Source organism: Streptomyces sp. G45, from assembly GCF_049542095.1.
Classification (GTDB): Bacteria; Actinomycetota; Actinomycetes; order Streptomycetales; family Streptomycetaceae; genus Streptomyces.
On the sequence record NZ_JBMUZU010000001.1, the window covers coordinates 6,419,768 to 6,439,800 of the forward strand.

Annotated in this window: 11 protein-coding genes and 2 pseudogenes; 1 reads left to right on the forward strand and 12 read right to left on the reverse strand. The window is 75.8% G+C overall.

Annotated features, from left to right (window positions below):
- Positions 1-3 precede the first annotated feature (3 nt).
- Positions 4-1,857: a trypsin-like peptidase domain-containing protein gene (locus tag ACOBQU_RS27050; protein WP_423630377.1), complete on the reverse strand. Its 1,854-nt coding sequence runs from the start codon at positions 1,855-1,857 to the stop codon at positions 4-6.
- Positions 1,854-2,741 carry a CU044_2847 family protein gene (locus ACOBQU_RS27055; protein ID WP_423630379.1) on the reverse strand — a complete coding sequence of 296 codons (888 nt, stop codon included), beginning with the start codon at positions 2,739-2,741 and terminating at the stop codon, positions 1,854-1,856. The genes ACOBQU_RS27050 and ACOBQU_RS27055 overlap by 4 nt, the downstream gene beginning before the upstream one ends.
- Positions 2,742-2,913: 172 nt before the next feature.
- Between ACOBQU_RS27055 and ACOBQU_RS27060 the strand changes: the two are divergent.
- Positions 2,914-6,715: pseudogene (locus ACOBQU_RS27060) on the forward strand (S8 family serine peptidase).
- A gap of 185 nt (positions 6,716-6,900) precedes the next feature.
- On the opposite strand, the gene ACOBQU_RS27065 reads toward ACOBQU_RS27060, so the two are convergent.
- The 10 genes and pseudogenes from ACOBQU_RS27065 to ACOBQU_RS27110 all read right to left on the reverse strand — a co-directional run bounded on the left by ACOBQU_RS27065 (position 6,901) and on the right by ACOBQU_RS27110 (position 20,004).
- Positions 6,901-8,367, reverse strand: coding sequence for an acyl-CoA synthetase (locus ACOBQU_RS27065; protein ID WP_423630380.1), 1,467 nt, complete (start codon positions 8,365-8,367; stop codon positions 6,901-6,903).
- Positions 8,368-8,651: 284 nt separating this feature from the next.
- Positions 8,652-9,257 (reverse strand): hypothetical protein, encoded by a 606-nt coding sequence (locus tag ACOBQU_RS27070; protein WP_423630382.1) that lies wholly within the window; start codon positions 9,255-9,257, stop codon positions 8,652-8,654.
- Entirely contained in the window at positions 9,235-10,038 is an 804-nt protein-coding gene (locus ACOBQU_RS27075; RefSeq protein ID WP_423634737.1) for an FkbM family methyltransferase, read from the reverse strand. Before ACOBQU_RS27075 ends, ACOBQU_RS27070 begins: the two co-directional genes overlap by 23 nt.
- 80 nt (positions 10,039-10,118) lie before the next feature.
- Positions 10,119-10,346 (reverse strand): Trm112 family protein, encoded by a 228-nt coding sequence (locus ACOBQU_RS27080; RefSeq protein WP_423630384.1) that lies wholly within the window; start codon positions 10,344-10,346, stop codon positions 10,119-10,121.
- Positions 10,347-10,442: 96 nt separating this feature from the next.
- Positions 10,443-11,390: a DMT family transporter gene (locus ACOBQU_RS27085; protein WP_423630386.1), complete on the reverse strand. Its 948-nt coding sequence runs from the start codon at positions 11,388-11,390 to the stop codon at positions 10,443-10,445.
- Positions 11,391-11,393: 3 nt separating this feature from the next.
- Positions 11,394-12,164 carry a class I SAM-dependent methyltransferase gene (locus tag ACOBQU_RS27090; protein ID WP_423630388.1) on the reverse strand — a complete coding sequence of 257 codons (771 nt, stop codon included), beginning with the start codon at positions 12,162-12,164 and terminating at the stop codon, positions 11,394-11,396.
- Positions 12,161-13,584 (reverse strand): annotated as a pseudogene (locus ACOBQU_RS27095) (condensation protein). The gene ACOBQU_RS27090 and the pseudogene ACOBQU_RS27095 overlap by 4 nt, the downstream one beginning before the upstream one ends.
- Positions 13,581-18,101 (reverse strand): DUF3367 domain-containing protein, encoded by a 4,521-nt coding sequence (locus ACOBQU_RS27100; protein WP_423630390.1) that lies wholly within the window; start codon positions 18,099-18,101, stop codon positions 13,581-13,583. Before ACOBQU_RS27100 ends, ACOBQU_RS27095 begins: the two are co-directional and overlap by 4 nt.
- Complete coding sequence (locus ACOBQU_RS27105; protein ID WP_423630392.1) at positions 18,098-18,826, reverse strand: class I SAM-dependent methyltransferase; 729 nt, start codon at positions 18,824-18,826, stop codon at positions 18,098-18,100. The genes ACOBQU_RS27100 and ACOBQU_RS27105 overlap by 4 nt, the downstream gene beginning before the upstream one ends.
- Positions 18,823-20,004 carry a glycosyltransferase family 4 protein gene (locus ACOBQU_RS27110; protein WP_423630394.1) on the reverse strand — a complete coding sequence of 394 codons (1,182 nt, stop codon included), beginning with the start codon at positions 20,002-20,004 and terminating at the stop codon, positions 18,823-18,825. Before ACOBQU_RS27110 ends, ACOBQU_RS27105 begins: the two co-directional genes overlap by 4 nt.
- Positions 20,005-20,033: the final 29 nt, after the last annotated feature.

Below are 20,033 nucleotides of genomic sequence, written 5' to 3' on the forward strand. Positions count from 1 at the left end.
GGGTCAGGCGACGGGGGAGCGCAGCGGGGCGGCGACGGCGTCGGGGATGCGGCGCGGATCGTCCCACAGCAGCTGCACGTCCCGCGCCCAGTGCCGCTCCGGTTCGTCCTCGGCGTCGGCGCTCTCGCGCAACGCCAGGACGTGCCGGGGGAGTTCGGCGGGCGGCAGGGTGGACAGGTGGGCGACGACGGCGTCGAGGAAGGCGGTGCACTCCTCGTGGGGGCGCGGCGACGGTGCCGGGGCGGACTCGGGGGCGGGGTGGGGCCGGTCGGCCGGGTGCCCTTGGCCCGCGGGGTGCCCTGGGCCTGTGTGGTGCCCGGTTCCGGGGCGCTCCCCGCGCTCCTGCCCGGCGGCGCCGGGCGGTGTGCCGTCCGCCGTGTGCGCGCAGCCCTCCCGGGCCCACAGCAGCACCGGCCCGGGGGCGTTGAGGGAGGCGTCGAAGTGGGGGCGGTGGGGCGCGGGCGGCGCGGCGAAGGCCGTCAGGTCGGCCTCGTCGCGGCGGAGCCGGTACCGGAGCTGGTTCGGCTTCTCGGCGCCGTCGCACGCCACCCGGTGCACGGCTGTCGTGGCCTTGCCGTCGAGCCGGTCCCACTTGCGGGCGAGCTGGTGCCGCAGGCCGCCCGCGCGCCGCGAGCGGTCGGTGACCACCAGCGGGTACGAGCAGCCGAGCGGCGTCGCGTCGTGGGCGCTGCGCTCCCAGCGCGCCACGGGCTCGTTCAGCCAGTCCCGGGGCAGCACGAACACGATCAGCTCGTCGGCGCCCGGCGCCAGGTGCCCGAACGCCTCGTCGACGCACTCCTGGACGTAGCGGCGCACCTGGCCGCGGGGAAGCGTCCGCGACCCCACCGGGTGGCGGCGCCCTTCGCGGCTCGCGGACACCTCGACGAGGACCTGGTCGCCGCCCGCGCCGCTGTGGGCCAGCTCGACGACGATGGGCGACCAGGCGGGCGCGCAGGGTCCGGCACCGCCGCCACCGCCCCGCGCCGGTGCCGGGCCCTGCGCGCCGGAGGCGTCCAGGAGCGCCGCGAGCCGGTCCGCGAACCGCTCCACGGCCCCCGGCACGTCCACCTCCGACACCACGTACCAGGCCGCCGACCACAGCGAGCCGAAGCCGCCCGGCGGCACCGGCGGGCCCAGCGGCCCCACCGCGTCCCGGTAGAGCCGCTCCGGGGCGCCCACGGCCCCCGGCTCCTTGCCCGCCCGCTCCACGAGGTCCCGCAGCCGGTGCAGCGCCGCCCGCTCCTGCCCACCGGGGGCGGGGATCAGCTCGGCGAGCCGGGGCCAGTAGCGGGCCATGACCGGGGCGGGCAGCATCCGCCCGTTGCGCACCCCGGCCGCCCCGGCCGCCGCCGCGACCATGCCGACGACGAGCCCGCTCTCCGCGAGGGCCACCGCGGCGCCGCTGAAGCCCGGCGCGAGCGGCTGCCCGTGGGCGCTCCACGCTTCGAGCTGCACCCACTCGTCGGCGATCAACTGGGCGGCGGTGGCGCGGTACTCGGCGAGGGTGCCCTCTTCGTAGCCGCGCGGGAAGCCGTACGCGACCAGGCGCGGCCGGGGCTCGGCGTAGGCGTGGTCGGGCGGCGCGAAGGCGGCGGGCGCGATCGGGACGGGCCTGTCGAGTTCGAGGACGGCGAGGTCGCCGGGGTCGGCGCCGGGGCCGTCCCAGCCGCCGTGCGCTTCGACGGCCGCGCCGACCTCGCCCAGGTCCTTGCGGTGCGGGAAGGACACGGCGACCGGGGCGGCCGCGTGGTCCCGTACGACGTGCGCGCACGTCAGCACGTGCCGCTCCGACACGAGGAACCCCGCGCCCCGCTCGCGGCCGCACTCCACGCGGGCGTGCCAGGACGTGCTGCTCATGAGCCGGACGGGGGCTCCGGGGCGGCGGCGCCGGACGGCCCGTACGCGGGCGGGTCACTGGCGGCGGCAGCGGGCACCGCGCCGCCGGACGCGACGGACGCGCCGGACGCGACGGACGCGCCGGACGCGACGGACGCGCCGGACGCGACGGACGCGACGGACGCGACGGACGCGGCGCGCGGGGCGGCTGCTTGGGCGTGGGTGCCGGGGTCTGTCTGGGCGTGTGTGTCGGGAGCTGCTTGGGCGTGGGGGCCGGGGCCTGCCTGGGCGTGTGTCCCGGGACCCGTCTGGGTGTTGGTGCCGGGTCTTGTCTGGGCGTGCGTGTTGGGGCCTGCTTGGGTGTTGGTGCCGGAACCCTGGGCGTGTGTGCCGGGGCCTGCTTGGGCGTTGGCGCCGGGTCCTGTCTGGGCGTGCGCGCCGGAACCCGCCTGGGCGTTGGCGCCGGGGCCTGCCTGGGCGTGCGCGCCGGAACCTGTCTGGGCGTTGGCGCCGGATCCTGCCTGGACGTGCGCGTCGGAAGCCCCCCGCGCGCCCCCGTCGGAAGCCCCCTGGGGCGACCACGACAGCCGGACCAGCAGGTGCCCCTCCGCCGAGCCCTTCACCAGGACCGCACCGGTCTCCGCCGTCATGCGGACGCCGAACTCGATCTCCACGGCGTCCGGCCGCAGGCTGCCGTCGCGGAAGGTCCGCAGGGCCGACGCGGCGGCGGCCCGCGCCCCCGCCAGGGACGCCTCGAAGGTGCGGGCGGCCTGCGTGGGGCCGTCGCCCCGTGCGACGAGCCGCGCGCCCGACGCGTCGTCGGTGGCGTCGGCGACGACCACCCGCGCGCCGTCCTCCGTCGTGAACTGCACCAGACCTTCCATCGCGCCCCCGTAGAGATCCATGGGAAACCCGCCCACATTCTTGCCGACCGGACCCCTGGCGGAAAGCCGCCCTGGCAGCTTCCCGCCAGCCCCGTGCAACTCTCCCTTAACACAAGCGGACTGACACTTCTCCCAGCACCCGGATGCCCCCGATCCGGCCGTGCCGACGAACCGCCCCAGAGAGGCAGGCTTCATGCAGCGATCCCGTACGCGGCGCTCCCGAAGAGCCGGACGCCGACTCCTGACCGCCGGGCTCACGCTCACCCTGCTCCCGGCCGGACTGACCGCCACCTCCCTCGCGACGGCCACCGCCGCGGACGGCGCGCGCGGCACCGGACGCCAGGCCGCCCCGCCCCGCCCGTCCGCCGCGCACACCGTCACCCTCGTCACCGGTGACAAGGTCACCGTCACCCCCCTCGGCGGCGGCAGGCAGACCGTCACCGTGGACCGCCCGCGCGGCGCGCACGGCGCTGTCCGCACCGAGGTCAGCGACGGCCGCGTCACCGTCGTGCCGGACGAGGCCCGCCCGTATCTGGACGCGGGCGTCCTGGACGAACGACTGTTCGACGTCACGGAGTTGATACGCCAGGGCCTCGGCACCACGCGCGGCAAGGACGCCAAAGCCAAGGACGCCAAAGCCAAGGACGCCAAGGGCACCGAGAACTCCGGGGCGACGCCCCTGATCGTCACGTACAAGAAGGACACGTACGACAAGCGGCGGGCCGCCCGCGGTGGCGCCAGCGCCCCGCCCGGCACCCGCGCGGTCCGCGCCCTGCCCAGCATCCGCGCCACCGCCGTCAAGGCCGCCCCGGGCACCGCCTTCTGGCGCGCCGTCACCACGCCCAAGAGCCCCCGCGCGCTGCGCGACGGCATCGCCAAGATCTGGCTCGACGGCCGGGTCAAGGCGGACATGGCCGAGAGCAACGCCCAGATCGGCACCCCCAAGGCCTGGGAGGCCGGGCTCACCGGCAAGGGCGTGAAGGTGGCGGTCCTCGACACCGGTGTCGACGCCACGCACCCCGACCTGAAGGACCGCGTCAGCGCGGCCAAGAGCTTCATCCCCGGTGAGGAGGTCGCCGACCGCGACGGCCACGGCACGCACGTCACCTCCACCGTCGGCGGCAGCGGCGCCGCGTCCGACGGCAAGGAGAAGGGCGTCGCGCCCGGCGCCGACCTCGCCGTCGGCAAGGTGCTCAGCGACGACGGCTTCGGCAGCGAGTCGCAGATCGTCGCGGGCATGGAGTGGGCGGCCAGGGACGTGGACGCGAGGATCGTGTCCATGAGCCTCGGCTCGTCGGAGCCGAGCGACGGCACCGACCCGATGGCCGCCGCCGTCAACAGCCTCTCCAAGGAGACCGGCACGCTGTTCGTCATCGCCGCGGGCAACACCGGCGCGCCCTCCTCCATCGGCTCCCCCGCGGCGGCCGACGCCTCGCTCGCCGTCGGCGCCGTCGACTCCGCCGACCGGGCCGCGTACTTCACCAGCCAGGGCCCCCGCTTCGGCGACAACGCCCTCAAGCCCGACCTGTCCGCACCCGGCGTCGACATCCTCGCGGCCCGCTCCCACCTGGCGTCCGGCGAGGGTCCGTACACCGCCATGAGCGGTACGTCGATGGCGACACCGCATGTCGCGGGCGTCGCCGCCCTGCTCGCCGAGCGGCACCCCGACTGGAGCGGGCGGCAGCTCAAGGACGCGCTGATGTCGACGTCCCACCGCCTGGACGCGTCGGCGTACGCGCTGGGCGCGGGCCGCGTCGACGTGCCGTCCGCGCTCGCCGCTCCGGTCACCGCCACCGGCAGCGCCGACCTCGGCTTCTACCGCTGGCCGTACGACGACAACAAGCCGGTCACCCGCACCCTCACGTACACCAACTCCACCGACGAAACGGTGGAGTTGACCCTGACCGCCGAGGGCGCCGCCGACGGCGTGGCGCGGATCGCCGACCCGAAGCTGACCGTGCCCGCGCACGGCACCGCCACCACCACCGTCACCGGCGACGGCGCGGGGCCCCGGTCGGGCAGACCAGCGGCCGGATCGTCGCGCGCGCGGGCGGCAAGGAGGTCGCGCACACCGCGTTCGGCCTGGTCAAGGAGGAGGAGCGGTACACCCTCACGGTCCGCGTCAAGGACCGCGACGGCGCCGCGAGCCCCGCGCACCTGGTGGTGCAGCCGCTGGTGGAGAACGGCGACGCGTATCCGGCGCCGGTCGGCGACAGCGGCGAGCTGAAGCTGCGCCTGCCCCCGGCGCGTACGCCCTGTCCACCTTCCTCGACGTGCGCGGCAGCCACGGCGAGGACTCCCTCGGCCTCGGCTTCCTCGCCGCCCCCGAGGTCACCCTGGACCGCGACCGCGAAGTCACCCTGGACGCACGTGAGTTGAGGGAGGTCACGGCGAAGGTGCCGCGCCGCTCCGAGACCCGGCAGCTCATCATGGAGTTCGACCGCACCGCGAACGGCTCCGCCTACCAGGGCGCGGTGCAGGTGCCCGTGCGGTACGACAGCGTCTTCGCCGCGCCCACCGGGAAGGTGCGCCAGGGCCGCTTCGAGTACCGCACGGTGTGGCGGCTCGGCAAGCCCGTCGTGGACGTCCGGGGCGTCGGCGAGGCCGTGGCGCAGCCCGGCGGCACCGTCACCGAGGGCCGCACCCGGCTGAAGCTCGTCGACGCCGGGGACGGCACCCCGGCCGCGTACGCGGGCAAGGACGTCCGCGGCAAGGCGGCCGTCGTCCGCCGCACCGGCGCCGCCGGTCAGCCGGGCCCCGCCCAGCTCGCGCAGGCCGCGCAGGACGCGGGCGCCAAGGCCCTGTACGTCACCGACGACGTGCCCGGCCGCCTCAACGCCTGGTTCGGCACCGACGACAACCAGGACCGGCCGCTGACGATCGCCACCGTGAACGCGGCGGACGGCGCGAAGCTGCGCGCCGCCGCCCGCGCGGGCCGCACCGTGACGGCCACCGGCACCCCGTACACCCCGTACGTGTACGACCTGGAGCACGGCCACACCGGGGCGATCCCGGACCGCGCCCTCACCTACGCGCCCGCCGCGCGCGAACTGGCCGTCCTGGACACCGCCTTCCACGCCCCGTCCCGCGAGCCGGAGACGGGCGGCGAGTTCCGCTACTCCCTCACCGACACCTTCCGCGTCGGCCTTGGCTTCCCCGAGCGCGTCGCCTACCCGGCCGAGCGCACCGACTACGTCGCCGCGGGCGGGGCCCGCCGGTGGCACGAGTCCGTCACCACCGGCCCGACCTCCCTCGAACAGCGCGGCGGCCTCGTCGCCTACCGGCCCGGCAAGCGCACCGGCCTCGACTGGTTCAAGCCGGTCTGGCACCCCTGGCTCGGCACCGGCCTCGGCTGGGGCCAGCAGCGCACCGGCGACGACCTGGCCTTCAACACCCCCGGCTGGGGCGACTCGGGCCCCGACCACACCGGCTTCGGCGACGTGTGGAGCGATGACTCCATGACGCAGACCACCGCGGTGTACGCCGACGGGGAGCTGGTCGAGCGCAAGAACAGCTCCGGCGTGTACGTGTGGGACGCGGCGCCCGAGGAACGCACCTACAAGGTCGAGACGGACACCACCCTGGACCCGGCGCGCTGGCGCCTCGCCACCAGGGCCCACTCGGAGTGGACCGTCCGCTCGGCCCGCACCCCCGAAGGCCGCGCCACGTTCCTGCCGATGCTCAACCTCGGCTTCGACGTCCCGACCGACCTCCACGGCGACGTCCGCGGCGGCCGCGCCGTCCCCGTCGGCCTCTCGGCTGAGTACGTGCGCGGCGCGACCGGCACCGGGCGGATCGGGTCCGCGTCCCTCGCCGTCTCCTACGACGACGGCGCGTCCTGGCACGCGGTCCCCCTGAAGCGCGCCGGGGCCGCCTGGACCGGCAAGCTCCGCGTCCCCCGGGACGCACCGGCCATCTCCTTCCGCGCCTCGGCCAAGGACGACCGGGGCGGTTCGGTGAGACAGGAGATCGTACGGGGAGCGGGCGTCCGCTAGCCCCCGCCGGGCGGGCTATCTCCCCGCCCACCCGCCGCTGAAAAGGGGCGGGTGGGCGGGGAAAATCCGCCGCGAAGCGGCGGAGCCCACGAACGGCGCCGCAGAACACAACAAGCCCGTCCGGCGTGTGAGGACGAGGCCGTCAGGCCGAGGCTTGTCGGGGTGCCAGGGGGCTGGCCCCAGGGTCAGCCCAGCGCGCGCTTCAGCACCTTCCCCATGTCGTTCCGAGGCAGCGCCTCCACGCAGTGGAGGACCCGCGGTCGCTTGTGCGGAGCCAGCCGCGCCGCCACATGCGCGGCGAGCTCGTCGAGCGACGGCGCCCGCCCAGGGTCCGCGGGGACGACCCAGGCGACGACGCGCTCCCCGAGGTCGGGGTCCGGCTCGCCGGTGACGGCGGCCTCCCGCACCCCCTCGTGTTCGAGGAGGGCGTTCTCGATCTCCCCGGCCCCGATCTTGTACCCCCCGCTCTTGATGAGGTCGGTGGCCTTGCGCCCCACGATGCGCACATACCCGTCGGGGTCGCGCACCGCCATGTCGCCGGTGCGGAACCAGCCGCCGGGGGCGAAGGCGGCGGCGGTGGCGTCGGGCCGGTTCAGGTACTCGGTGAACAGGTTCGGGCCGCGGACCTGGATCTCGCCGACGGCCTCGGGGCCGGGCGGCAGCTCCTGGTCCGCCTCGTCGACGAGGCGCAGTTCGACGCCGGGCAGCGGCACGCCCACGGTGCCCGCGCGCGGGACGCCGTCCGCGCGGACGCTGGTGTTCATCAGGGTCTCCGTCATCCCGTACCGCTCGATGACGCGGCGCCCCGTCGCGGACGTGATGCGCTCGTGGTCGTGGACGGGCAGCGCGGCGGACCCGGAGACGAGGAGCCGCGCCCCGGCCAGGGCCTTGACCAGCCCCGGCTGGTCGGGCAGGGCCTCGGCCAGGCGGTGGTACATGGTGGGGACGCCGAACAGCATCGTGGCGCCCCCGGACAGCTCGCGGGCCACGCCCTGTGTGCTGAACCGCCCCAGGTGCCGCACCGAGCCGCCGCGCCGCAACGGGCCCAGGACGCCGAGGATCAGGCCGTGTACGTGGAACAGGGGCAGGCCGTGCACGAGGACGTCGTCGCCGGTCCACTCCCAGGCGTCGGCCAGCGCGTCCAGCGTCGCGGAGAGCGCGCGGCGCGGCAGGACGACGCCCTTGGGCGGGCCCGTGGTCCCGGAGGTGTACACGATCAGGGCGGGGGCGCCGGGGGCGTGCGCCGGGGCGGGGGCCAGGGGTTCGCCGCCGCTCACCGCCACGTCGACGCGGTCCAGCGCGCCGAGCGCGCCCGGCAGTTCGTCGCCCGGCGCCGCCAGCACCGCGGACGGTTCGCTGTCCCGCACGATGTGGCCCAGCTCGGCGTCCCCCGACTTCGGGTTGAGCGGCACCGCGGGCACCCCCGCGAGCAGCGCGCCCACCACGCCGACCGCCGTCTCCAGCGTGGGCGTCGCCCACACGGCCACGCGCGCGGCGCCCGCGCCCGTCAGCCGCGCCGCCACCGCCCCCGCCGCCGCGGCCAGTTCGGCGTACGTCAGCGCGCGGTCACCGAACCGCAGCGCGGGCCCGGAGGCGGGGGTGCCGGTCAGGGCGGGGAAGAGGGGTTCGGGTTCCACGGGCGGGCTCCTCATAGGCGCGACGTGTGCGGGTCCGCCGCCAACCTATCCAGCGACGGGCGGTGCCACTCCCTGGCGTGGGCGCCCGGCACCGCTTGATGGGCGCTTCGCGCCTCGTCCTCAAACGCCGGACGGGCTGGGTCACGCGCTTGCTCGCCGTGTTCGGCTCTCCGTGATCCGCCGCTTCGCGGCGGATGTTCTCCGCCCACCCGCCCCCTCCGGGGCGGGTGGGCTGGATCCAGCCCGTCCGGCGTTTGAGGACGAGCCGCGAAGCGGCAATTCACGGGGGTGCCAGGGGGTCACCCGGTCGGGAAGGACACCCGCTGGAGGAGGCCCCAGGTGAACTCCGCCACGCAGGGGCGGGGTTCGCCGGTGTCCGCGTCCGGGGCGGTGAAGGCGAGGCGCCAGCGGGTGGGGGCCGTGCCCTCCAGGGGCCGGGCGGGGGCGAAGGCGCGGGCGGCCTCGTCGACCGTGCAGGACCAGGGGGTGAGGTCGGCGAGGGTGCGCAGGGCGGGGGCGGGCGCGCCGGGGGCGCGGATCAGCCACTCGTTCCAGACCGCGTTGTTCGGCGCGAGCAGGACCTCGAAGCGCAGGTCGGGCCAGAGCGGTACGGGCCACAGGAGGGCCTCGCACGTGAGGTCGCCGACCGGCCGCCGCACGGTCGCCTCCGGCTCGCCGAGGACCGAGCGGTAGCGGGAGACGGCGGCGCGGGCACGGCGGGAGTGCAGCATCGCCTGCCAGCGGCGGTTCGCCTCGCGCATGTCGGCGACGGACGCGCCCAGTTCGCGGCGGGCGTCCTCGACGAGGACCGGGTTGTGGTCGGCCATGCGGCGCAGGAGGACCAGCTGGAAGTCGAGGGGGGTGAAGGGCGCGGCGGCGGAGCTAGCGGGCGGCATGTGCTCCATCGTCGCGCATCACCGGGCCGCGCGGACGGCGGCCGTCCGGCAGGAACAGCACCGAGTTCACATACCGGGGGCGTCTCGGCGTGAGGACGCGCCGCAGCAGGCCCTGCGCGACGACGTGCGCCGTGGCGCGCTGGTGCGCCGCCAGGTCGAAGGCGTCGAGCGGCAGCCAGGCGGCGCCCGGCAGCACCCAGCCGCGGTAGCCGTGCTCCGAGGCCAGGAAGTCCACGACGGGGGCGATGGGCTGGATGCGGGTCTCCAGCTCGACGAAGAGCGCGGGCCGGTCACGGGTGAGCAGTCCGCGGGCGCCGCGCAGCACCGGCAGCTCCGCCCCGTCCACGTCGATCTTGATGAAGCGCACGTCGCGCAGGCCGAGCCCGTCCAGCGTGAGGCAGGGCACCTCCACGGCGGCGGTGTGCACCTCGTCGCGCCGCACCAGCGAGGACACGCCCCGGTCGCCCCGGTCGCCGCGGGGCAGCCACAGGCGGGCGGTGCCGGGGCGGTCGCTGGCCGCGGCCTGGACGACGCGGACGTTGGCGGGCGCGGCGGCGGCGAGCGCGCGGGCCAGGTGCGGCACGGGCTCGACGGCCACCACGCGCCGGGCGCGGGCGGCGAGGCGGCGCGACCAGGGCCCGTACCAGCTGCCGACGTCCACGGCGGTGCCGCAGTCCGGCGGGCACAGCTCGGGCAGGCGGGCCAGCTCCGGTTCGAAGCGGGGGTAGACGAGCCGGGCGAGCGCGGCCACGGCCCGGGTGGGCAGGCGCGGCGCGACGCGGGCGGCCAGCGTCCGGTGCGCGGCGTCGGGCGGGCCCGCCCCCGAGGGCTCCGTCCCGGCCGACCCAGCCGTCTCGGCGGTCCCGCCCGTCACGGCGCGATCCGCTTCAGCAGCCGCTCGTGCTCGTCCTCCGTGAGCTGCTCCCCGGAGGACGGCAGCAGCTGCGGCACCCCGTCGACGATGGGGTAGCGGCGGCGCAACCGGGGGTTGTACAGGGCCTGTTCCGGTACGAGGGACTCGTCGGGCATCAGCAGCGTCAGCGGGCCCTTGTCCAAAGGGCAGGCCAGGATCTTCAGGAGGGGGTCGTCGGGGGTCATGTGGGGGTCAGCTCCTCTGTCGTGCGGAGGCCTCTGTCATCCGGAGGTTCATCCGGAGGTTCATCCGGAGGTTCGTCCGGCGGTCCAGTCAGCGGTTCATCCGGAGGTCAACTCCTTCGGAGGTACGGTCGGTCCGGTCCCGGCGGCGCCGGACGGCGGCGCCTCGTCGTGCTTGGGCATCACCAGGAGCACCGCCACCGCGAGCCCCGTGCCCGCGACCCGCAGCGCAAGGCGTGCCGGTTCGTCCGGCAGTGCCTCGCCGAACGCCAGCGTCCCGAGCACCGCCGTGAACAGCGACGTCACCGTCGTGCACACCGGCACGATCAGCGACGCCCGGCACCGCTGGAGCGCCGCCTGCGACATGACCAGGCCGAACGCGCCGGTGAACAGCAGCAGATACGGGTACGGGGAGCGCAGCAGGCCGAGCAGCGCGCCGCCAAGGCCGTCGTCGGTGAGCGAGCTGGACACGCCCTTGATGGCCAGCGAGCTGACCCCGTACAGCAGGCCCACGCCCACGCCGTACTCCACGCCCGACGACGGCTGCCGGTGCGGCCGCCGCGCGCGGCGCTCCCCGTGGGCGTACAGCCACACGCCGAGCGCCAGCGACGGCAGGCACACGGTGAGGACCAGGTAGACGGGTGCCTCGTGGCCCACGGTGTCCGCGCCGTCGCCGTGCTCCTTCAGGGACAGCACGACCATCAGCAGCGCGGCGAGGATCCCGCCGACCGCGAACCGCTCGCGCCCCGAGGTCCGCTCCCCGAGCAGCAGCGAGGACAGCAGGAGCAGCAGGACCAGGCCGGAGACGAAGATGCCCTGCGCGGCGGCGATCGGCAGCGTGCGGTACACCACGAGCTGCGCGCCGAACCCGGCGGCGAGCGCCACCGAGCCCGCGAACCACAGCGGGCTGGCCAGCACCTGCCGCAGCAGCCGCAGCGGCCTGCGCACGCTCACCGACGGCATGGCGCTCAGCGCCCGCTTCTCCAGGACGAAGCCGGTGCTGTAGAGCACGTTCGCGAGCAGCGCCGCGGCCACCCCCCACCACACGGGCTACGCCTTCCGGGCGTGGAGCAGCAGGATGGAGGCGGCGCTCGGTGCGGCGCAGGCGAGCCGGTCCAGGGCGCGCAGCGGGCGCGGCACGCCGTGGAAGGGCGCCCCCGCCACGCGTACCACGCGGAAGCCGGACGCGGTCACGAACGCGCGCAGCGCGCGGGCGGTGTACAGGCGCAGGTGCCCCACGACCTCCTTGCCGGGGCGGCCGTGGATGCCGCGCAGGCTGACCTCGGAGAACACCGGCTGCACCCCGGCGAGCAGCAGCCCGCGGTTGTACCAGGCGGCGAGGTTGGGCGTGGACAGCATCAGGTGCCCGCCGGGCCGCAGCACGCGGCGCAGCTCGTCGAGGGCGCTGTCGGGGTCCACGAGGTGCTCGATGACCTCGCTGAACAGGACGGCGTCGGCGGAGCCGTCCGCGAACGGCAGGCCGCCGTCGCTGAGTTCGCCGCGTACGACGTGCGGCAGGTGGCCCCGGGCCCGGCGCAGCGCGTCCTGGGACCAGTCGACGCCGATGACGCGGTGCCCGGCGAGCAGCGGCGCGGCCACGCGGGCGGCGCTGCCGTCGCCGCAGCCGACGTCGAGGACGACGCCGGGCTCCCCGGCCGCGGGCCCGAGGGCGGCGGCCAGCATGCGCGCCTGGCGCAGGCTGCGCGCGTCCCCCGAGGCGACCGGCACGTCGGGGTTCTCGTAGAAGTCCCGCAGGCCGCGCGGGCGGTGCGGTCCGGTACGGGAGGCCGTGCCGGTATCGGAGGTCGTGCCGGTCGTCATGAGCCGCCGCCCTTCCCCTCGGCCTTCCGCTTCCGGTCGGTCTCCTGGGCTCCCTTGGACTCCTGAGTCTCCTGCGTGGCGTGCAGATAGTGCTCGAAGAGGTCCCGCAGGCGGGCGCCGTCGCCCTGGCTGAGCAGCGCCTTCGACCAGCGCAGCGCCAGGTGCAGACGGCCCGCGGTGGACGCGGTGGTCACGGTCAGGCCGCGCGGCATGCGGGCGGGCGCGGAGAACCACACGGCGCGCGCCTGCCCGGCGTCTCCGAAGTCGAGCGCGTACGGCACCCGGCCGATGTTGCTGAGCAGCGTCGTCGACGTCCACGGCGCGGCGGCCCGGCGCAGGGCCCGGGTCACGGCCGCCCGCACGGTGACGGGCAGGACCGGCGCGGTGAGCAGGGTGGCGCCGTGGCCGAGCTGCGGCCGGGACAGGGCTTTGAGGGCGCGGGTGCGGTCGGAGGTGCGGCGCAGCAGCGCGTGGATGTCCCCCGGGCGCGGGCCTGAGTCCAGCAGCGGCGTCAACTCGGCGGCGGCGAAGGGGACTTCGACGAGGCGGGTGCCGTTGCCGATGGGCATCGTCATGTCGCGCGGGCGGTCGTCGACGGGCATGGTGATGCGCAACGGGCGCGGCCGGGCGCCGTGTTCGCGGTTCCAGTGGGCGATCATCAGCGCGGTGGCGACCATGAGCTGGTCGTTGACGGTGAACGGCGCGCCCTTGGGGCGGCGCGGCACGGGCAGTTCGGCGACCAGCATGCCGTTGCCGGGGAGGGCTCGGGGGTGCCGTGGGCGACGCGGGCGGGGGCCGCCCACGGGGAGGGGAGGTCCGTGGGGGAGGCGGTCGCGGTGTCCGTGGTCCGGGTGGGGGGCGCCGCCGGGGCGTTGTCGCGGCCGCCGTACAGCTCGGCGGCGGTCGCGAGGACCCGCAGGCACGCGGGCCCGTCCAGGGCGGTGTGGTTGATGGTGAGGAACAGCACCGTGCGGCAGCCGTCCACCGCGCCGCCCCCGGCCGCCGCGTCGGCGGCGACGACCTCCAGGCGGACCGGCGGGGACGCGGTCAGCGGCGGCGCGTCGCTCAGGGCGCGCTCCCGGGCCCGCTCCAGCGCGTCCGGCTCGGGCCGCGGGAAGGACACCACGTCCACGTCGGGCCGCTCGGTCAGCTCCCACTCGTAGCGCCGCCGGTACCAGGGCCCGCGCGCCTCCCGCATCAGGATCCGCGCGTGCCGCCGCAGCGCCTCGCCGAACGCGGCCCGCAGCCGGTCCGCGTCCGGCCTGCCCGGCAGGTGCACCTCGATGTGGACGGTCTCCGGCTCCTCCTCCTGGAGGCAGTGCCGGGACACCTCGTCGACGACGGGGAACGGCACGCGGCGGGGCCCGGCGGCGCGCCGGGCGGGGCCCGTCGAGTGCGCCGGGTTCTCCAACGCGGTCATGACCGGTCCTCTCGCGTGTCGTCGATGCCGGAGTCGGCGCGGGTGCCGGTGTCGGCGCCGGTGTCGGTGGTCGGTTCCTTGCGCAGCGGGTCGGGGCGCAGCGGGTCGGGGCCGCGGGCCGACAGGGTCGGTCCGGCCACGTACGGGGGCGGGGTCTCGCCGTGCGGCGACGGCGCGCCGCCCGGCGCGGGCCCGGCGGACGCCGTGCCCTGCCCCCGCTCCTGCCCGGACCCCTGCCCCGTATCCGGCCCGTCGTCGACGCGTCTGCGCTGCGGCAGCGGCGGCGGCGCGCCGGGGGAGCCCGCGTCGGGGGAGCCACCCGGCGGATACGGCGGCGCGGCCGCCCCACCGGCCCCGCCCGGCGCCGCGGACGCGGCCCCGCGCACCGACACCAGCGCCGCGAACAGCCCGATGAACGCGAGGAGTTGGGCCGCGTGCCCGAACGCCCCCTCGTCCGCCCGCACCGTCTCCCCGGCGCCGGTCGCCGCCGCGACGCCCGCCCCGGCGAGGGCGAGGAACGCGATCGGCACGAGCAGCGCGTGCCGCCGCCAGGCGATCAGCGCGAGCGCGGGCACCAGGAGCGCGAACCAGCCCGCGATCACCACGGCCACCGCCGTCAGGGCCACCGTGCCGAGCACCGGGCCGGGCCCGGGCGGAGCCACGGCGGGCCCGTCCGGGTTCGGCTCGCGGCGCCGCACGAACACTAGGACCAGCAGCGCGAGGACGCCCGCGCCACCGCCGATGAGCCCGGCCTCGTACGCCGTGGACGGCTCGTAGGTCAGCTTGAGCGTGCCGCCCTCGCCCGCCGGGATCAGCCAGCCCTGCTGCCAGCCGTCGAGCCGCACCTCGCGCAGCTCCTTGCCGTCGAGGGTGGCCTTCCAGCCGTCGTTGACGTTCTCGTACGTGGTGAAGTACGCGGCGGCGCCGTCGCCGACGGTGGCCTCGCGCCGGTCGCCGCGCCAGTCGTTGATCCGCAGGTCGCGCGCCGTGGTGTCCAGGTCGCCGGGGGTGCCGCGGGTCAGCGTGACGTCGGTGAGCGCCAGCGGCCCGGCGTCACCGGCCTCCACGCGGTGCTCCCCGGCGCCGAGGTCGATCCCCGACAGCGGCTTCGGGCGCCGCTCGCCGCGCTCGCACAGCGTCACGTCGACGGGCCGCCGCTGCACCAGGTCCCGCACGGTGCCCTTGGCGGCCGTCGGGTACAGCTTGCCGTCCACCGACACCACCGGGCCCTCGCCGCAGGCCAGCGAGAAGGCGCGGCCCGGCGCGGGCTGCTTGGTGCGGAACGCGTCGAGCGCCGGGACGTACGCCTCGGTGAGGCCCACCGGCAGGCGCAGCTTGTCGTCGGCCACCGGGTTGTGCAGGGTCAGCTCGGCGGTCCTGGTGATGGTGATGTCGAGCCGGTTGGTGGTGATGGGCTCGAAGCGGGCCACGCCGTTCTCGTCGACCCCGGCGGTGGCCGCGCCGTCCGGGGAGCTGATCTCGATCTTCTCGGGCCGTGTGGACAGGCCGCCCGCGGCGGGCAGTACGACCTCGCCGACGGGCACCTTCGGCCCGGTCCAGCGCAGGTGGATCATCGGCCGGTCCCCGGCGCCCGCGATCCACGCGGTCGTCAGGTCGCCGTCGGTGAGGTTGCGCGCGGACAGGCCGGTGCCGAGGTCGGACGTGGAGCTGGCGCTGGCGAAGATCCGGTTCCGCTGCCTGGGCGCCACCTCGTACAGCAGCTCGTCGAGCGCGCCGCCCGGCACGGCCACGGCCCGCATCGACACGTCGTACCGGCCGTCACCGGTGGTGGTGAAGCGGCGGTGCAGACCGGACTCCTTCGTGACCGGTGACAGGCCGCTCGGGTCGGCCGAGCGGTGCATGGAGTACGTCGTGGCGTCGGCGTCGGCGCCGTCGGTGCCCCGCACGTCGGCGGGCATCCGCAGCAGCTTGGTGACCCGCACCTTGGGGATGCTGATCTCGGCGAACCCGGCGCCCGTCAGGCCGCGGCGGCCCTTCTCCGCCTCCAGGATGGTCAGCTTCACCCAGGAGGAGTCGCCGGGCTTGGCGGTGACGCGCTGGGTGGTGCCGTTGGGCTTCAAGTAGCTGACGGCCTCGCCCTGTTCGGTCTCCACGCGGACCTTCGTCGGCGCGGGGCGCACGCCGTTCTGCGGCAGCGGCGTCACCTTGAACGAGCGGGGGATCGCGGTGCGCTCGCGGAACTCCGCCTTGATCCACTGGTCCTCGGGGCCGTCCGGGTCGCCCTCGGTCCAGGCGGTCTCCGGATTGCCGTCGAAGGCGTTCACCGGGTCGTACTGCGGCAGGTGGAACAGCCAGTTGCCGTAGCTGGAGGCGGTCACGGACTTCGCGCCGCGCAGCTCGGCCGTCGTCTGGTGCTCGACGCCCTTGGTGGGCAGGATCTGGTGCGGCTTCTTCCCCGGGTCCTGGGTGGCGTCGGGCGCGTTCTTCTCGTTCCGCGTGTACGTGTACGAGGTGTTGGTGTTGACCAGGCCGAAGCGGGTGTCGGCGCGCCTGAGGCCGTCGCCGACCGCCTGGAGCCCCGGCGGCGAGCCGAGGCCCGGGTGGTTGTCGCCGGTGAGGACGACGGGCCGGTCGCGCAGCGTCGGGTCCGCGGACAGCGGAAGCAGCGCCTCCGGGCCGCCGCTGACGACGGCCGTGTTGGACACCGGCTTCAGGGCGGCCTGCCCGGGCCGCTGCGCCTTCTTGCCGGGCGAGTAGATCTCCACGGCGCGGTGGCGCGGGTAGAGGCCCTCGACCTGCACGGGCGTGTCGTTCTCGATGCGGCCGCCGGTCTCGGTCGGGCCGAAGCCGGTGACGCGGGTGTAGCCGGACTGCTCCAGGGTGCGCTTGACGGTCGCCGTGGGCACGGCGCCCACCTGGTCCGGGTCGAGGTCGTTGCGTACGACGACGTAGTACAGCCCGGCGCGGGTCAGGTAGTCGCGCAGGCCCGGCACCTCGGTGCCGGTCATCAGGGCCTGCTCGACGGCGTCCATGGCGCGCCGGTTGCCGGGCGTGCCGAACGGCACGTAGTCGCGCTGCGCCCAGCGGGAGTCGGCGAGCACGTCCAGGGGCTGGTCGATGGTGGAGCCCCAGGTGTGGATGCCGTGCGCGGTCGCGGGCACCACCAGGGCGCGCGAGTCCGGCGAGTACTTCTCCAGCCAGTCCGCGGTGGCCTGCCAGTAGGTCGGCAGCTTGCGGAACGAACCTGGCTGCAGGATCGAGCCGTTGAGGTACGGCCAGGCCAGGCCCGGCAGCACCAGGAGCGCGCACACCAGCGGCGCGTACCGCCGCCCGCGCACCGCCCGCGCGCCGCGGGCGACCCCCGCCACGCCCGCGAGGTGGGTGAGCCCGAGGGCGAGCGCCAGGGCGAGCCCGGTCTGGAACTTGTAGATGTTGCGGAACGGCACGAACCAGCCGTTCAGCCAGTCCTGCACGGTGCCGTGGAATGGCGCCCCGAAGGCGCCCCCGTACCCGGCGAGGGTGAGCAGCGCGACCGTGAGCACCGTGAGCACCAGCCAGCGCCGCTCCGGCAGGTCGCGCCGGGCGAGCCCGGCGAGGCCGAGCCCGGCGGCGAGCGCCGAGCACACGATGGTGACCACGGACGTCGCGACGGTCCAGCCCGCGGGCAGCCAGGCCTCGCCGAAGTGCAGGTACGCCACCCAGTTCCCGGCGCCGCGCAGCGCCTCGGTGGCCGACATGGTGCCGGTGGTGGTGGCCGCGTTCTCCACGTACGGCAGGAAGTTCTCGCCGTAGATGCCGAGCAGCAGCAGCGGCACCACCCACCAGGCGGTGGCCAGGATGACGCCCGGCACCCACCAGGTGATCAGCTTGCGCTTGCGCGGACCGTTCGGCCGGGACAGCAGGTACAGGGCGACCGGCAGCAGCGAGGCCAGCGTGGACGCCGCGTTCACGCCGCCCATGAACGGAATGACGAGCGCCGAGCGGAACGCCGCGATCCGCGCGGTGACGCGGTCGTTGGTCAGCGGAAGCAGCACCCACGGCAGGACCGCGCCGGGCAGCGCCGCCGCCGACGTCGACCCGATGACGACGGTGAACGTCGGCCACAGCGCGTACACCACCGCGCCGAGCGGCCGGGTGGCGCGGCTGCCGACGCCCAGGCGCTCGGCGAGCCGCAGCGCGCCCCAGAAGGCCGCCGCCACGATCAGCGAGAACCACAGGCGCTCGGCGAGCCACACCGGTATCTGGAGCAGATCGGTGAGGGCGTAGTACGGCAGCATCGGGAACGCGTAGCCGACGTACTGGTCCTGGAGCCCGCCGAAGCCGCCCCGGTCGTGCCACAACTGGCCCAGGTCGGAGAGGAACTGCCACGGATCGACGGCGACACCGAGCTTGGTGTCGAACGTCATCCGCCCCGGTTTCACGGCCAGGAAGCAGACGAACACCACGGCCCAGAATCCGACGGGCCAGCGCCAGGAGCGCGGCCCGCGTGCGGGTTCGGGCGGGCGCGCCGTGGGCTGGTGGGCCGCCGGGGGAGGAGCCTGGACCGTCGTGGTCATGGACACCGCCTGAGGATGAGGAGGAGGTTCCAGGTAGCGAACTCGCGCACGCCCGGCACCCTCGCCACCGACTCGGCGAGGAAGGGCCAGTAGCGCGAGCGCGCGGAGACGACCGTGACGTCGTCGCGCGCCCGCACCTGTCTGAGCGTGGGGCCGACGTGGTGCGCGAAGAGGTTGTCGCCGAGCCGGTGCTTGGCGGGTCTGCCGGTGCGCCGCTCGTAGCGGGCGCGGGCGCGCTCGGCGCCCAGGTAGTGCCAGGGCGCCCACTCGTGGCCGCCCCACGGGGAGAGCCAGTTGGTGAACGCCACGTAGATCAGGCCGCCGGGGCGGGTCACGCGCACCAGCTCGCTGAGGAAGGTCTCGGGGTCGGCGACGTGCTCCAGGACGTTCGAGGAGAACGTCACGTCGGCGGCGCCGGTCGCCAGCGGCAGCAGATAGCCGTCGGCGAGGACCGAGCCCTCCGGCGGCTTCCCGCCGTGCGCGCCCAGCTCCGCGAGGTCCGGCTCGAAGAGGTAGGCCTGCGCGCCGCGCCTGCGGAACTCCTCGGTGAAGTACCCGGCGCCGCCGCCCACGTCGACGACCACCCGGCCCCTGACGGGCAGATGGCGTTCGACCTGGTCGGCGGCGTCGCGGGCGAGCAGGGTGTAGCACCGCTCCGGCTCCCGCTGCTCGCGCAGGAAGGCCCGGAAGAGCGTGACGGAGCGGCGCAGCGAGGGGTCTTTCACCTGGCGCACCTGGGCCTCTTGGCGGGGCGTGGCTCGTGCGCGGCGACCGCCTCGGCGGCCACCGCCCCGAACTGGCGGACGGTGTTGGCCCAGCGGTAGTGGGCGGCGCGCTCGGCGGCGGCCTTGCCGAAGGCGCGCCTGCGCTCGGCGCTGAGGGCGAGGGTGCACCAGGCGGCGGCGAAGGAGCTCTCGCCGCGGGCGAGCAGCCCGGTGACGCCGTCCTCGACGGAGTCCCGCACGCCGGGCACGTCGAAGCCGATCGCGGGCGTGCCGCGGGCGGCGGCCTCGGTGATGACCAGGCCCCAGCCCTCGACGGCCGAGGGGTGCAGGAGCAGCCAGGCGGAGCACAGCAGGCGGTGCTTCTCGGCCTCGGAGACGTGCCCGGTGAACCGCACGCCGGGGCCCGCCATGCGCTCGAGGCGGTCGCGTTCGGGGCCGTCGCCGACGATGACGAGCTGCCCGCCGGTGACCGGGCGGACCCGCTCCCACAGCCTGAGCAGCAGGTCCACGCGCTTGTACTCGACGAGCCTGCCCATGGCGAGGAACAGCGGCTCGTCGCTGCGGTCGGCCAGCGGGCCCGGCTCGGCCACGCCGTTGTGCACCACGCGGATGCGCTCGGGGTCGACGCCCAGGTCGCGCAGCGCCTGGGCCGTGGACGGCGACACCGCCACGAGCAGGTTGCCGCGCTGGGCGGCGGACAGCGACCAGTGTTCGAGCCGCCTGCCGAGCCGGGCGGCCGGGGCGAGCGGCCCCGGGAAGCGCATCGACCACAGCTCGGTGTGGACGTGGTTGACCAGGCACAGGGTGGGGCCGCGGTGCCACAGCGGCGCCAGGTACGGCATGCCGTTGCACACCTCGACCAGGAGGTCGCAGTCGCCGACCTGGCGGGTGAAGGCGGACCGGGCGCGCAGGTAGTGGCCCAGGTCGCCGCCCGCGGACACCACGCGGTAGTCGCGGTACGCGGCGGGCCCGCCGCACAGCAGCGTGACCTGGTGGCCCTGCCGGGTGAGCCCGTCGGCGAGCTGGTCGACGAGGAGTTCGGACCCGCCCGCCGCCGGGTTGGCGAGGTCGCGGCGGGCGAGGAAGGCGATCCGGCGCGGCTGTGGGGGGAGCGCCGGATGAGGCCGCGCGGACCGCGGTACGGCCGGGCGCAGCGACGACGGCACGTGCTGGGGCATGGGCGCTCCAACTCGTCTCGGGGTGCGGA

Coding starts and splice junctions, on each gene's coding strand:
- ACOBQU_RS27050 (WP_423630377.1), bottom strand. CDS start 1,857: ATGAGCAGCACGTCCTGGCACGCCCGCGTGGAGTGCGGCCGCGAGCGG.
- ACOBQU_RS27055 (WP_423630379.1), bottom strand. CDS start 2,741: ATGGATCTCTACGGGGGCGCGATGGAAGGTCTGGTGCAGTTCACGACG.
- ACOBQU_RS27065 (WP_423630380.1), bottom strand. CDS start 8,367: ATGAGGAGCCCGCCCGTGGAACCCGAACCCCTCTTCCCCGCCCTGACC.
- ACOBQU_RS27070 (WP_423630382.1), bottom strand. CDS start 9,257: ATGGAGCACATGCCGCCCGCTAGCTCCGCCGCCGCGCCCTTCACCCCC.
- ACOBQU_RS27080 (WP_423630384.1), bottom strand. CDS start 10,346: ATGACCCCCGACGACCCCCTCCTGAAGATCCTGGCCTGCCCTTTGGAC.
- ACOBQU_RS27090 (WP_423630388.1), bottom strand. CDS start 12,164: ATGACGACCGGCACGACCTCCGATACCGGCACGGCCTCCCGTACCGGA.
- ACOBQU_RS27100 (WP_423630390.1), bottom strand. CDS start 18,101: ATGACCACGACGGTCCAGGCTCCTCCCCCGGCGGCCCACCAGCCCACG.
- ACOBQU_RS27110 (WP_423630394.1), bottom strand. CDS start 20,004: ATGCCCCAGCACGTGCCGTCGTCGCTGCGCCCGGCCGTACCGCGGTCC.